We start from the raw sequence: 13,132 nt of genomic DNA on the forward strand, positions 1-13,132 counted from the left end.
CCCGGAGTATTTTTCGCCAAGATGAAGCCCGCCGCTTTAGGGATGTTCGGCGAAAAAGCGCAGGATTTCGGCATTGGCGGTGATGTCGCGCGTGCCGCCTTGGCGGGGGGCGCGGCGGCTGCCGGGCCAAGCATGGCCACCGCCTTCGATCGTGAGGATGCGGATCTGGGTGACCCCGGCATTGTCGGCATAGTTTCTTTCCACAACGCGCATCCCATCCTCAGCCCGATCAATCACCCGTTCGGTGCGGGCGAGCATCTGGAAGGGCGCAAGGAACGCCGCCTCGACCGAAGCAACAGAGGCAAAGCTTGCGCGCAGGCCCTTGCCCATGCCGCCCGCATAAGGCACCCGGTCATCCGCCCTGCCATGGATGTGCAAAAGCGGGACCGGGCCCTTGGGCGTGACCCGCGCCGTATCCAGAGTGCCCGCCACACCCGCCACCGCCCGCACCTTTCCGGGGCGCTGGGCGGCATAGGTTTCGGCCATCATCGCACCGTTTGACATGCCCGTCAGATAGACCCGCGCCGGGTTCAGCCCGAAGCGCCGAATGGCATCGGCAATCACCGCATCGAGAAAGGCCAGATCATCCACGCGCCGCCGCTGCGCCTGCCCGCAGCAATAGCCCGCATTCCACGTCGCCGCCCGCCCCGTCCCTTCGGGATAAATGACGGCATATCCCTGTCCGTTGGCCGGCGCCGAAAGCCCCGAATTTCGCGCGAACTGATCCGCGCCACCCCCGCCGCCATGCAGGGCCACGATCAAAGGCGCACCGGCCGGGGCTTGCGGCAGGTCGATCCGGTAGAACCGATCCCCCAGAGGCACGGTTTCCGCCGCGACTGGCAGCGCCAAAAGCAGGAGGAGGGAGAGGACAAGACGGAACATGGCGACGCTCCAACTGGCGATCGGGACTGTTCCCCTGAACGCCGCAGCCGAAGCTTTCCGTCGCCCTAAACCTTCGGCCCGTGCAATTCCGCCGCGCGCCGTTCGAAGGCGCGCACCACGCGCTGCATCGCATCGTTGAAGACCACGCCGATGATCCCTTGCAGGATCGCGTTGCGGAATTCGAAATCGACGAAGAACTCCACCTCGCAGCCGCCATCGACATCGCGGAAGGCCCAAGTGGATTTCATATGCTTGAACGGGCCTTCGATATAGATCGTGTCGATCTTTCGCGCGGCGGGCCACAGGGTCACGCGGCTGCCGAACCTTTCGCGAAACACCTTGAACGAAATGACGAGGTCGGCTTCCATCACCTCTGACCCGTCCGGCATGGGTTTGCGCGACCGGATACGGGCGGCGGAATTCCACGGCAGGAATTTCGGATAGGACGCGACATCGGCCACAAGGTCATACATCTGCTGCGCCGTGTAAGGCAGGCGTTTGATTTCGTGATGCGTGGGCATAGGCTGCGCGACTTTCGTGACACCGTCCCCCGTATTGGTTAGACGGGACGGGGAAATCAAGGGGTGGGGCATGCCAGAGCGGCCATATGTCATAGACCAGATGATCAGCGCCAAGGCGATCGCGGCCCGGGTAGAAGCCCTCGCCGCCCAGATCACGGCGCATTATGCAGGCACCGACAAGCTTGTGGTCGTGGGCCTTTTGCGCGGGTCCTTCGTCTTTATCGCAGACCTCGTGCGCGAGATTGACCTTCCCGTGGAGGTCGATTTCCTTGAAGCTTCGTCTTATGGCGATGCCATGCATTCCAGCCGCGAAGTGCGCATCCTGAAAGACCTGCGCGGCGAAATCGCTGGCCGCGATGTGCTGGTGGTGGAGGATATCGTCGATACGGGCTTCACGCTCCACCATGTGAAGAACCTGCTTCTCAGCCGCGAACCCGCACGGCTGGAGGTATGCGCCCTGCTCGACAAACCGTCGCGCCGAGAGGTGGATATCAAGGCGACGTGGACGGGGTTCGAAATCCCTGATGAATTTGTCGTGGGCTACGGGATTGATTTTGCGCAGCGCAATCGCAACCTTCCCTATATCGGCAAGGTACGGTTTACGGGGTGACGGGATGAATCCGATATGGCTGATCCGGATGGCACAATGGGCGCGCAACCCGCCATCGCCCCAACGGGTCAAGCTGGTGTTCGGGGTGATCGCCCTTTGTCTTTTGATCTTCGGCTATGAATGGATGTTCGGCTGGCCGGAATGGCTGACGCCACAGAAGATCAAGCCCTAGGTCCCTTCGCGACTTCGTCACTGGTCGGACGGCAGCAGGGCGGCTAGGCTGATCCGGTATTTCCTGATGACGGAGACCGGATCATGCGCCTTCTTCCCGCCCTTGCCATCCTTTTCCTCGGCGGTGCTGCGGGGGGGTGGATGCTGACCGCGCCCGATCCCCTGCCTGCCGCCACCTTTGACGGGCTGACGGGCGATCCCGCGCGGGGGGAATTGGTGTTTACCGCCGCAGGCTGCGCCTCTTGCCACGCAGCACCGGGGGCGACGGGTGATGCGGAACTGGTGCTGGCGGGCGGGCAGCGCTTCCCGTCGGATTTCGGCACCTTCATTGCCCCCAACATCTCGCCTTCCGAACAAGGGATCGGCGGGTGGGGCGTGGCCGACCTTGGTAATGCCTTGATGCGCGGGGTTTCCCCTGATGGCGCGCATTACTACCCGGCCCTGCCCTATGCCTCTTACGCCAAGATGCAGCCGCAGGATGTGGCTGACATCCACGCCTATATGCAAACCCTGCCCCCTTCCGACGTGGCAAGCCAGCCGCATGACATGGGCTTTCCCTTCAACATCCGGCGCAGTGTCGGGGTCTGGAAACTGCTGTTCCTGAACGAAGATTGGGTGCTGTCCGGCGATCTATCCCCCGAAGAAACCCGTGGACGTGAGATTGTCGAGGCACTCGCCCATTGCGGCGAATGCCACACGCCCCGCAACGCGCTGGGCGGGATGGACACCGGGCGCTGGCTGGCAGGCGCGCCCAATCCATCGGGCGAAGGCACCATCCCCAATATCACCCCCGCCAAGCTGACATGGTCGACGGGCGAGATCGTCACCTATCTGACCACAGGCTTCACCCCCGAATTCGACAGCGCAGGCGGACATATGGCCCATGTCGTGTCGAATATGGCCAAACTGCCTGATGATGACCGCAGGGCGGTGGCGGCCTATCTGAAACGGCTGCCCGCCGCCGAGTGACCACGCCCGATAGTGTTCGCCATCCGCCGACCGCCTTGTGATTGCAGAAGACCCCCATACATGGTAGGTCTTAAAAAAAACAGAGCAGTATGGTGTGACCAATGAACAGGCTTGCAGGCGGCGCCATCGCGCTGCTGATGACATTTGCACCCCTACCCCTTATCGCACAGGGGATGGAACAACTCAGCTTTTCGGGGGATGTCGAATTCGAACATACCCGCCGCAACAGCGCCTCCAACTCTTTGGCCAGCGCTGATCTTATGTTGCGCTACGAAGGCCCCTTCGGCTTTGAACTGGGGGCCGAGATTGATGAAAACCTGTCAACCGGGCCGGATACGGCCCTGCCCTTCTTTGCCCTGACCTTCGGGTTGGGCATGGGAGAAGTCGCCGTCGGCGCACCCCAACCGGTGGCCGATGCCTTGGTCGATATCCCCGATTTCGCCGGTATCCGGGAACAGCAGATCGGGTTTGAGGCGCGCACCACCTCGGTTGCGACTGGCTTGGCAAAGTCACTGAACGAAGCGCTTTACGGCGCGCGCTTCACCATGGATGCGGGTCAATTGCGCTATGGCGCGTCGCTGCACAAGGTCACCCATCGGTCTGGCCTGCATTGGCAGGTGGCGGGCGAATATCAGGCCGGGATCGACAGCCAGATCGAAGGCGTTCTGGAAGGCGAAGATGGCAATCTGGGCATCACCCTTGGCGCGGCGCATAAGACCGGGCAATTCGACATGGGGCTTTACCTGATCAGCCAGCGGATCGTCGGGTCAACCGATGCCGCCGTCGCCTATGTGGGCGTGGCGGTGAATGATGCGCTGACCCTGCGCGGGCATCTGCGGACCGAAGATGGCACGGTCAACAACAACATGATCGGGATCGAGGCGGAATATGGCTTTAACAACGGGGCCTATGCCCAGTTCGGCGCCGCCGATGGCAACAACACCAGCATGACGATTGACGCCTCAGTCGGCTTCAAGTTCTGATCGAAGATCGCGCGCGAACATATTGAAAAGGCGGGGTTTACCCGCCTTTTTTATGCCCGCCCCAGCTTGGCGAAACGCGCGGCGCGCAGCCGATCGAAATCATCCCCCGCATGATAGGACGACCGCGTCAGAGGCGTGGCCGATACCATCAGGAACCCTTTGCCATAGGCCGCCGTCTCATATCCCTTGAACTCATCCGGCGTCACGAACCGCGCCACGCGGTGATGTTTTGGCGTCGGTTGCAGATATTGGCCAATGGTCAGGAAATCCACATCCGCCGCCCGCATGTCATCCATCACCTGCAACACGGCCTGCCGATCCTCGCCCAGCCCCACCATGATCCCCGATTTGGTGAACATGCCAGGGTCCATCTCCTTGACCTTCTGCAACAGGCGCAGGGAATGGAAATAGCGCGCACCGGGCCGCACCTCTGGGTAAAGGCCCGGCACCGTTTCCAGATTGTGGTTGAACACATCCGGCCGCGCCTCGACCACGGTTTCAAGCGCGCTTGGCGGGCATTTCAGGAAATCCGGCGTCAGAATCTCAATCGTCGTGTCGGGCGCGCGATGGCGGATCGCGCGGATCGTCTGGGCGAAATGCTCCGCCCCGCCATCCTCCAGATCATCCCGGTCGACCGAGGTGATCACCACATGCTTCAGCCCAAGCTGTTCCACCGCATGGGCCACCCGCCCCGGTTCAAAGGCATCCAGCGCCTGCGGCTTGCCCGTCGCCACATTGCAGAAGGTGCAACCACGGGTGCAAATCTCGCCCATGATCATCATGGTGGCATGGCCCTGCGACCAGCACTCCCCCACATTGGGACAGCCCGCCTCTTCGCAGACCGTCACCAACTTTTTCTCCTTCAGGATGTCCCGCGTCTTCTTATAGCCTTCCGACGTCGGGGCCTTCACGCGGATCCAAGCGGGCTTCTTCGGCTGTTCATTATCTGGCCGATGCGCCTTTTCGGGGTGACGCTGATCAGGAAGCTTGAGGTCGCGCAACAGGATGTCCTCCCAAGGAATGTCCCTGAAATACGCGCTTCGCCCCCCCGGCGCAACAGGACGCCCTGCCGCGCCGCCTTGCAGCGGGCGCAAGGCTCTTGCGCGCGACGCAGGCCACTAGCCGATGCGCGCGCGGGTTCCCTGTTCGTCGTAATGCCGCTTCAACCGTTCCAGCGCGATACGCAAGACGATCTTGCCAGACCGCGCCGCCCATCCCAGATGGCGTTCCGTCGTCTCGATCCCTTCCAAAAAGCAGCACACGCGCAGCACCACATCCCCCAAGCCGGGGCCAAGATCGCGCAGCGCATCGGCCACCCGGTCCCGCGCCGCGCGTGGCCCCTCGGCAAGGCTCGGCCCGGTGCCATATCCGCCGCGATCCCCCGCCGTCAGAAAGCGTTCCCAATTTTGCGCCACGCGCGGCCCCATCTGCGCCAATTCGAAATCCTCGCGCAGCCGTTCGGCCACACGCACCAGATCGTGGCTCAGATAGGGCTTGCCGTCCCGATCCAACTTCCGCCCAAGGGCGCAGACCGGGCTTTCGGCGGCATTATAGCGGATGCGGCGCGGGCCATCGGCCCCGTCTTCGTCGCGCGTTTCCATGACCCGATGCTGATCGGCATAGATGAATTGCGCCTCGCGCACGCCACCGGCCCGCATCTCATCTTCCGACAAAAGCCGCCGCAACGCGGCCCGCCCCGTGGCCGTGATCGCATAGGCCGAAAGTCGCCCCGGACGGTCGCAAGCCACCCAATCCTTCAGGGCAAAGGCCTGCGCCACACTGCGCGCCACGGTGCAAAGCCGCGTCTGCCCGCCCCCCGCTTCGGGGCGCAAGACGACCGCCCGCTCCATATCGGTTGAAACGGCCAAGATTGCCCCCGGCTCGGCCAGACGGCGCAGCACGCGCCGCGCCTCGGCGGCAAGGGTCGCCGCATCCTGCGGCATCGGATCGGTGCGAAGGGGGGCTGTCATGATATCCTCGTCCTCGGTTGGGAATGGCCCCGTTCCCTCGGCGACAACCACTTGCTCAAGGCTTTCCAGCGCGGCATCGACAAGGGGATCGTCTCGCCGCATCTCGCACAGGCGCACCTGTCGCAGCACGGTCGAGGCCGACACGCCATCGCGCCGCGCCAAGGCGCGCAGGCTGCTGCCCGCAGCCGTGTGGTCAAGATAATGCCGAAAGGACTCGGGCAACCAAGGTGGCAGGGTTTCGGTCACGGAACGGGTTCTGGTCTGCTGCATCATCGTCTTTCTGCCCGCGCCAAGACCGCAACGGCCCTCACGATTCAACCCAAGCGGGAAATTGGTTACCCAAAGGTTAATTCGGGCGGACAAATCCAATGTTGACAGTCAATTCGTCAATCAAACCTGACAGGAGCGCGCGCTGACCCCGCGAAACACGCAACACCACAAGGCCGCCCCCTAATCTGGCCCCTTCATGTCAGGAGGATGCCATGCCCGCCGCCGCCGCCCTCACCCGCCCCGCTACAGAGAGTACGCCCAACACCCCTGGCACCCGCCGCCCTCGCCTTCTGATCACGGCGGCACGCCACGGGATGGATGATTACCGCCGCCAACGCGACCTGCCGCGCCTGATTGGTCCGGGCATCCCCAAGGCCGATGTGACAGAGGTTCTGGCCGCTCTGGAAGAACGCATGGAAACAGCCCGCCGCGCCAATGATCCGGGCTGGTCCTGCCTGCGGCATGTGGAGGTGCTGATCGCGCTTCTTTCCGAACGCGCCCTTCGGGCAGAATAGGAAAAGGGGCGCCCCCGTCAGGAACGCCCCCCAAAGCCATGCCCGTCAAAGATCAGATGAACGCATCCGGCATCGACGCCTTCTTCCGGGCCACGTAATCCTCCAGCGCCTCGCGGACGCCGTCATCCAGCGCGGGCTGCTGATAATCGTTCAGCTGCTTCTTCACCCGCTCGCTTGCCAATTGCATCGTGTCGCGTGCGCCTTCCTCGGCCCAGGTTTCAAACGGCTTGTAATCCAGCAGGTCCGACCGCCAGAAGGCCGATTTGAAATTCGCCTGCGTATGTTCGCAGCCAAGGTAATGCCCGCCGGGGCCAACTTCACGGATCGCGTCCATCCCCTGCCCGTTCTTATCCATGATGATGCCCTGCGCCAGATGGTGCAGCGTGCCCAGCTGATCGGCATCCATCACGAATTTCTCGTACGAGGACACGAGGCCCCCCTCCAGCCAGCCACAGGCATGCAGCATGAAATTCACGCCCGCCAAAAGCGCCATGTTCAGGCTGTTCGCCGTCTCATAGGCCGCCTGCGCATCCGGCAGCTTCGATCCGCAGAAAGACCCACCCGACCGATAGGGCAGGTTCAAACGACGGGCGAGTTGACCCGCCCCATAGGTGATATGCGCAGCTTCCGGCGTGCCAAAGGTCGGCGCGCCCGAATTCATGTCGATCGAGGTGACGAAAGCCCCAAAGATCACCGGCGCGCCCTTGCGGATCAGCTGGCTATAGGCCACGCCCGCCAGAACTTCGGCCAGAACCTGCGTCAGGGTGCCCGCCACCGTCACCGGGGCCATCGCGCCCCCGACGATAAAGGGAGACACGATCGCCGCCTGATTGGCGCGGGCATAAACCTCCAACGCGCCCATCATGATCCCGTCAAAGGTCAGCGGGCTGTTGATGTTGATCAGGCTCGTCATCACCGTGTTCTGATCGACGAAATCAGACCCGAAGAGGATCTTCGACATCTCAACCGAATCCGCCGCCCGGCTGGGTTCGGTCACCGACCCCATATAGGGCTTGTCCGACAGAGTCATATGCGCCAGCAGCATGTCGAGATGGCGCTTGTTCACCGCCACGTCGGTCGGTTCGCAAACCGTACCGCCCGAATGGTGCAGCCATTTGGACATATAGCCCAGCTTCACGAAATTGCGGAAATCCTCGATCGTCGCATAGCGGCGGCCGCCTTCCATGTCGCGCACGAAGGGCGGGCCATAGACCGGGGCCAATACCAGCGACTTGCCCCCGATCTCCACATTCCGCGCCGGGTTACGGGCGTGCTGGGTATAGCTCGACGGGGCCGAAGCACAAAGCGCCCGCGCCAACCCGCGCGGAATGCGGACACGCTCGCCCTGCACATCCGCGCCTGCATCCTTCCAGCGCTTCAGCGCCTCGGGGTTTTCCACGAAATTGACGCCGATCTCTTCCAGAACGGTTTCGGCATTCCATTCGATGATCTCAAGCGCCTCTTCGTTCAGAATCTCGAAATTCGGGATGTTGCGCTGGATGAATTTCGCCGTCTCAAGGCTGACCGCCGTGCGTTCCGCGCGCCGGGCCGAACCGCCGCCGCCCCGCGCCCTGCGCCCTGCCCCGGCCATTGCAACATCCGCGTCGCTCATCTCTCTCTCCATGGCTACCGCCGCGCGAAGGGGCGGAATGTTTTGCCTGCTTATGCGCCCAAAGCCCCGCCCCTCGCCGGATGAATGCGGCGCTTGCGGTTGAAAAGCGACATGCGCGGCGATCATCCGCGACACGATCCCCCGCCGCTGCCCATGGCTTCATCTTGGCTGAAATGGTCAGGGGGGCCGACTGGTTTGCCACCGGTTCAAGAACCGGTCACCACGGGAGAGAACCCCCTGCGATCTCCCCAAGCCCCCCTTGCGAAATCCGGGCGCAAAGGCTACGCGAACGCATGACCCAAAGCACCCATGACCGCCTTCTGATCATCGACTTCGGCAGCCAAGTGACGCAGCTGATCGCGCGTCGCCTGCGTGAGTTGAACGTCTATTGCGAGATCCATCCCTTCAACAAGGTGGACGACGCTTTCCTGGCCACGTTCGCCCCCAAGGCGGTGATCTTTTCGGGCGGCCCCGCCTCGGTCTTCGCCGAGGGCGCGCCGATGCCACCCGCAGGCGTTTTCAACTTGGGCGTGCCGATCCTTGGCATCTGCTACGGCCAGCAGGTCATGATGCATTGCCTGGGCGGCAAGGTGGAACGCGGCCACGGCACCGCCGAATTCGGCCGCGCCTATGTGACGCCCACGCCCACCACGCACCCGATCCTGTCGGGCTGGTTCGATACCGATGATGGCCATGGCGGGCGGGAACAGGTCTGGATGTCCCATGGCGACCATGTCTCTGAAATCGCGCCGGGCTTTCAGGTGCTTGGCACTTCGCCCAATGCCCCTTTCGCCATCACGGCAAACCCGGAACGGCATTTCTACGCCGTGCAGTTCCACCCCGAGGTGCATCACACCCCCAAGGGCGCGAAACTCTATGAAAACTTCGTCCGACTCGCGGGCTTCAAAGGCGATTGGACGATGGGCGCCTATCGCGAAGAGGCCATCCGCAAGATCCGCGAACAGGTGGGCGACCAAAAGGTCATCTGCGGCCTTTCGGGCGGCGTGGACAGTTCCGTCGCCGCCGTCCTGATCCATGAGGCGATCGGGGAGCAACTCACCTGCGTCTTCGTCGACCACGGCCTTCTGCGTCTGGGCGAGGCGGAACAGGTCGTGACCATGTTCCGCGACCATTACAATATGCCGCTCATCCATGCCGATGAGTCCGACCTCTTCCTGGGCGCCCTTGAAGGCGTTTCAGACCCGGAAGTGAAACGCAAAACCATTGGCCGCCTCTTCATCGAGGTGTTTGAAAAGCACGCCAAGTCCGTGGGCGGTGCCACCTTCCTTGCGCAAGGCACGCTCTACCCGGATGTGATCGAAAGCGTGTCGTTCAGTGGTGGCCCCTCGGTCACGATCAAGTCGCATCACAACGTGGGCGGCCTGCCGGAAAAGATGGGGATGAAACTCGTCGAACCCCTGCGCGAACTGTTCAAGGATGAGGTCCGCGCACTGGGCCGCGAACTGGGCCTGCCCGATCAATTCATTGGGCGCCATCCCTTCCCCGGCCCCGGCCTTGCCATTCGCTGCCCCGGCGAGATTACGCGCGAAAAGCTGGATATCCTGCGCCGCGCCGATGCTGTCTATATCGACCAGATCAGGAAGCACGGGCTTTACGACGATATCTGGCAGGCCTTCGCCGCCATCTTGCCCATGCGCACCGTGGGTGTGATGGGCGACGGACGCACTTATGACTATGCGCTCGCGCTGCGCGCCGTCACCTCGGTCGATGGAATGACGGCGGATTACTACCCCTTCACCCATGATTTCCTCGGCGAAACCGCCACGCGCATCATCAACGAAGTGCAGGGCATCAATCGCGTCTTCTACGACTGCACCTCGAAACCGCCCGGCACGATCGAACTGGAATGATCCGGCTGTCGGGAAGATTGGTCTGCATGACCCCCGCCGAACGGGATGCCGTGCTGGCGCATCGCGCCACCCATATCGCGGCCACCCGCGCCGAGGCGGGCTGCCTGTCCTTCACCATCGACGACACCGACGATCCGATGATCTTCGACGTGATGGAAAGCTTTCGCGACCGCACCGCCTTTGACGCCCATCAGGCCCGCACACGCAGCAGCCCGTGGTTCGACGCCACCCGCAGCATCCTGCGCGACTTCCGGGTGGAGGACTTGCGCGACTGACGCCCCGTCTCCAAAAGGCCGCGCGGCCTTGCCGTCTGCCCTTTGGAAAGAGTAGCCTTTCTCCAATGTGAACCAGAGTATCGAGTGTCCTATGTCCCTTCCCGATCCGGCCGAATTGATCGGCCCTGCCGCCTGCCCCGGCACAGGTGCCGCCCTGCGGGCAATCCGGCCTGAACCCACTGGGGCCAAGGCATGAGGCTGATCCTGCATGTCGGCATGGGCAAGACCGGCACCTCCTCCATCCAGAAACGGCTGGCCAACAGCACCGATGCCCTGCGCGCGCAACGCGCCCATTACCTTGGCATGTGGCTGGACATGGTCGATCCGCGCGTCAAGGCCCTGAACAATCAGACGGAATTCTTCACGCAGGATGCCGAAACGATCCGCACGGCGGGCGATATTCTTGTCTCACATATGAAGCAGCGCCATGCCGTCGATGGCGTGGACACCTTCATCCTCTCGAACGAGGCTTTGGCCGGCAAGGCCATCCTTCTCAGGCCAATGGTGGATCGCATTCGGGAACTGGGCGTTTCGGTCCGCGTCATCGCCTATGTCCGCAACCCGATCGACTGGCTGCCCTCGGCCTTTGTGCAATGGGGCGTGCGACACAAGCTCTCGCCAGGGCGGGTGCGGCCCTATCCAGAAAAAGCGCGTCGGCTGGTCAGCTGGTATCGGGGCATTCTGGAGTGGCACGAACAATCCCCCGAACTTCTTGAACTGCGCAGCTATGACGATGCCCCTGATGTGGTGGCCGATTTCTCGGCCGCCATCGGCCTTCGCCTGCCCCCTTCGCCAGACCGGGAACTTGAACGCGCCGAAGACGCGGAAATCATCCTTCGCGCGCTTTTCAACGATGCCTTCAAGGCGACCGTACTTCCAGAACGCTTTAACCGGCTTGTCCTGCCCAATCTGGACAAGGTCGCGCGGCTGGACGACGTCATCGCCGCCTGTCTTGATTACAGCGAAACGCCGCAGGTCGTTGCGGAAAACGCGGCCTTCTTCGACCGCGTCGCCGCGGTCTGCGGCTTTGATCCGCGCACCAAGGGCAAGGGCACGCCAAGACCCGCCCCCGACCCCGGCCCGGTCAAGGATCGCATCTTGGATGCGCTGGTGGAAATAACGCTCATGCAGGCCCAGCAGATCAGACGTCTTGAAGACACAGTCGAACGGCTCGCGCGCGGCGAAGACCTCCCCCCCGGCAGCTTTCCCCCGATCCGCCGACCATGATGCCTTCCGCCGCCCCCCCTTATCGCGCAGGGGATTGACCGACAGGCCAGGGATGAAGGACGCTTCGCCAAGCCAAAGGGGTCAACCATGCGCGCCACCCGTCTTTTCGCCGTCAACGATATCCGCACCGCCGATGTGCCCGTGCCAAAGCCCGGCCCCGGCGAGGTGCTGATCCGGGTCGAGGCCTGCGGCATCTGTGGCACCGACCGCCATCTTCTGCATGGCGAGTTTCCGTCAAAACCGCCGCTCACTCTGGGCCATGAATTCGCAGGCATCGTCGTGGACTGCGGCGAAGGCGTGACACTTCCCGAAGGCGCGCGCGTGACCTGCGACCCGAACACATGGTGCGGCCATTGCCCGGCCTGCCGTCGCGGGCGGGTGAACCTGTGTCAGAACAACGTGGCCACGGGCCTTGGCCGTGACGGAGGCTTTGCCGAATTCTGCGCCTTCCCCGCGCATAAGGCGCATCTTCTGCCCCCCGACCTTGATCCGCTGCACGGGGCCTTTTGCGAACCGCTTGCCTGCACGATCCACGGCATCGATATCGGCGCGCCCATGCCCGGCGAACGGGTGATGATCCTTGGCGGTGGCGTCATCGGCATGCTCGCGCTGCAACTCTGCGCCTTGGCGGGGGCCGAGGTGATGCTGCTCACCCGCCAATCCGCGAAACAGGCGCTGGGGCGGCGGCTTGGCGCGGTGGTGACGGCCGGCACCGAAGATGAGGCGCGCAAGCTTTGGCCCAAAGGCGCCGATCTGGTGGTGGAATGCGCAGGCGTCAGCGACACGGTCGAGGCCGCACCCCGCCTGACGCGCGACGGCGGGCGCGTGGTGATCCTCGGTGTCCTCCCTGCCGGACAAAAGGTGCAGATCGAACCCTTCGACCTGCTTTTCCGCGAGGTGCAGTTCCTGTCCTCCTTCATCAACCCATTCACCCAAGACCGCGCGGCGGCGATGATCGCCCAAGGCAAATTGCAGATCGCCCCCCTGATCTCCCGCACGCTCCCGTTGGAAGAGGCCGCCGAGGCCATCGCCAACCCCGCCCGCCCCGGAGAGATTCGCGCCATCGTCCTGCCCCGTGGCTAGGGAAAGATCCGCCATGAAACCGGCAGGCCTACCCCTTCTGCATCGCCGAATGACCATGGCCTTGCCCATACCGAAGGCGCATCAGCCATAGACAAACGGCCAGTCGCCGGTTCCATCCTTCCGAAAATCTGCCACAATCGACCCGTAAGCAGGGTGGAATGCTTAGGTTACTG

14 protein-coding genes are annotated in these 13,132 nt (G+C 63.2%); 9 read left to right on the forward strand and 5 right to left on the reverse strand.

The features are described from left to right. Positions 1-36: 36 nt before the first annotated feature. Entirely contained in the window at positions 37-882 is an 846-nt protein-coding gene (locus QF092_RS04210; RefSeq protein WP_281467919.1) for a CE1 family esterase, read from the reverse strand. A 65-nt stretch (positions 883-947) separates the two neighbouring features. Continuing rightward, positions 948-1,403, reverse strand: coding sequence for a type II toxin-antitoxin system RatA family toxin (locus tag QF092_RS04215; protein ID WP_281467921.1), 456 nt, complete (start codon positions 1,401-1,403; stop codon positions 948-950). 70 nt (positions 1,404-1,473) lie between these two features. On the opposite strand from QF092_RS04215, the gene hpt reads away from it, so the two are divergent. From hpt to QF092_RS04235, 4 genes are all read left to right on the forward strand, one after another. Further along, the gene (gene hpt, locus QF092_RS04220) at positions 1,474-2,013 is read left to right on the forward strand and encodes a hypoxanthine phosphoribosyltransferase (protein WP_281467923.1); all 540 of its coding nucleotides are present in this window, start codon (positions 1,474-1,476) and stop codon (positions 2,011-2,013) included. Positions 2,014-2,017: 4 nt separating this feature from the next. Next, on the forward strand, positions 2,018-2,185 hold the full coding sequence (locus QF092_RS04225) for a hypothetical protein (RefSeq protein ID WP_281467924.1): 168 nt from the start codon (positions 2,018-2,020) through the stop codon (positions 2,183-2,185). 83 nt (positions 2,186-2,268) lie between these two features. Next, positions 2,269-3,153, forward strand: coding sequence for a c-type cytochrome (locus tag QF092_RS04230; protein WP_281467925.1), 885 nt, complete (start codon positions 2,269-2,271; stop codon positions 3,151-3,153). Positions 3,154-3,254: 101 nt separating this feature from the next. Next, the gene (locus QF092_RS04235; RefSeq protein ID WP_281467927.1) at positions 3,255-4,136 is read left to right on the forward strand and encodes a hypothetical protein; all 882 of its coding nucleotides are present in this window, start codon (positions 3,255-3,257) and stop codon (positions 4,134-4,136) included. Positions 4,137-4,186: 50 nt separating this feature from the next. Here the strand turns inward: QF092_RS04235 and lipA are convergent, their stop codons facing one another. Together lipA and QF092_RS04245 are read right to left on the reverse strand one after the other, a co-directional pair. Further along, entirely contained in the window at positions 4,187-5,137 is a 951-nt protein-coding gene (gene lipA / locus QF092_RS04240) for a lipoyl synthase (protein WP_281467929.1), read from the reverse strand. A gap of 117 nt (positions 5,138-5,254) precedes the next feature. Then, complete coding sequence (locus QF092_RS04245) at positions 5,255-6,376, reverse strand: DUF6456 domain-containing protein (RefSeq protein ID WP_281469760.1); 1,122 nt, start codon at positions 6,374-6,376, stop codon at positions 5,255-5,257. Between the two features lie 212 nt (positions 6,377-6,588). On the opposite strand from QF092_RS04245, the gene QF092_RS04250 reads away from it, so the two are divergent. Then, positions 6,589-6,891, forward strand: a complete 303-nt coding sequence (locus QF092_RS04250) for a DUF6477 family protein (protein ID WP_281467931.1) — start codon at positions 6,589-6,591, stop codon at positions 6,889-6,891. Positions 6,892-6,943: 52 nt separating this feature from the next. Here QF092_RS04250 and QF092_RS04255 read toward each other — a convergent pair whose 3' ends face one another. Further along, positions 6,944-8,503, reverse strand: a complete 1,560-nt coding sequence (locus QF092_RS04255; protein ID WP_281467934.1) for a trimethylamine methyltransferase family protein — start codon at positions 8,501-8,503, stop codon at positions 6,944-6,946. A gap of 293 nt (positions 8,504-8,796) precedes the next feature. Here QF092_RS04255 and guaA point away from each other — a divergent pair, with 293 nt between their 5' ends. From guaA to QF092_RS04275, 4 genes are all read left to right on the forward strand, one after another. Further along, positions 8,797-10,374: a glutamine-hydrolyzing GMP synthase gene (gene guaA, locus QF092_RS04260; RefSeq protein ID WP_281467936.1), complete on the forward strand. Its 1,578-nt coding sequence runs from the start codon at positions 8,797-8,799 to the stop codon at positions 10,372-10,374. 26 nt (positions 10,375-10,400) lie between these two features. Continuing rightward, a complete protein-coding gene (locus tag QF092_RS04265) occupies positions 10,401-10,649 on the forward strand; it encodes a putative quinol monooxygenase (RefSeq protein WP_281467938.1) in 249 nt (82 codons plus the stop codon). Positions 10,650-10,841: 192 nt separating this feature from the next. Continuing rightward, the gene (locus tag QF092_RS04270) at positions 10,842-11,876 is read left to right on the forward strand and encodes a hypothetical protein (protein WP_281467940.1); all 1,035 of its coding nucleotides are present in this window, start codon (positions 10,842-10,844) and stop codon (positions 11,874-11,876) included. 87 nt (positions 11,877-11,963) lie between these two features. Then, entirely contained in the window at positions 11,964-12,959 is a 996-nt protein-coding gene (locus QF092_RS04275) for a zinc-dependent alcohol dehydrogenase family protein (protein WP_281467942.1), read from the forward strand. Positions 12,960-13,132: the final 173 nt, after the last annotated feature.

Origin of the sequence: Fuscovulum ytuae (assembly GCF_029953595.1) — a bacterium.
GTDB classification, from domain to species: Bacteria; Pseudomonadota; Alphaproteobacteria; order Rhodobacterales; family Rhodobacteraceae; genus Paragemmobacter; species Paragemmobacter ytuae.